General features: G+C 70.3%; 1 protein-coding gene. It reads left to right on the top strand.

The annotated features are described in order from the left end of the window. Positions 1-14: 14 nt before the first annotated feature. A partial coding sequence (locus AC5LUJ_RS23620; RefSeq protein WP_493465813.1) for a hypothetical protein occupies positions 15-639 on the top strand: 625 nt, incomplete at its 3' end.

The raw sequence follows: 639 nt of genomic DNA, 5'->3' as shown, positions 1-639 counted from the left end.
GTGAGGTACAGGCGGTGATGCTCGGCCGGGCGTGGCTGCTCAGCGGATACAACTCGTTACGAGAAGCCGGTGACCCGGTCATCAACAACGAGGGCAGACGCGGCCCCGGGAAGACGGAGACGCTGGGGCCGTTCATCGAACGGGTCAGCGGCCGCGGCCACCTGAGCAAGGCCGGGGCATTCCTCACCGGTCGAAGATGGATCAACAACTTCGCCGGCGACAAGCATCACGGACTGCGGATCCCGAACCGCGGCTACCTTGTCAGAGCGGCCGGGTCGGCACGCCACGCGGACGACCGTGACCCCCGCCGGGCCGGGGCGCTGTTCACGCGGATGCCTGGTCTGCCCAGCGTGCCCGACCTGTTCCGCTGGTCCTCGGCCGCGTCCGGTGAGGTGCTTGTGGCCTACAGCGTCGGTCTGCAGGAGGAGCGTGACGGCCGGCGTCCGTTCGCCGATGCCGTGTGCGACGCGGACACGTTGCGCTCCCTGACGGATCTCATCGACCCGCGGCCCCGGGACACCGCCCCCGGGCAGCCGAGGGACGAAGGACGGTTCCAGGCGACGCTCCGGTTCCGGCTCGTCGCGAGCGATCAGACGCTCGAACGGGCCCGTGGATCGGCGGCCCACATCCAGGCCAGGC

The organism is Protofrankia sp. CiP1_Cm_nod3 (assembly GCF_982290655.1).
The sequence above is the reverse complement of the archived record's forward strand: the minus strand, read 5'-3'. Positions and strand labels throughout refer to the sequence as shown.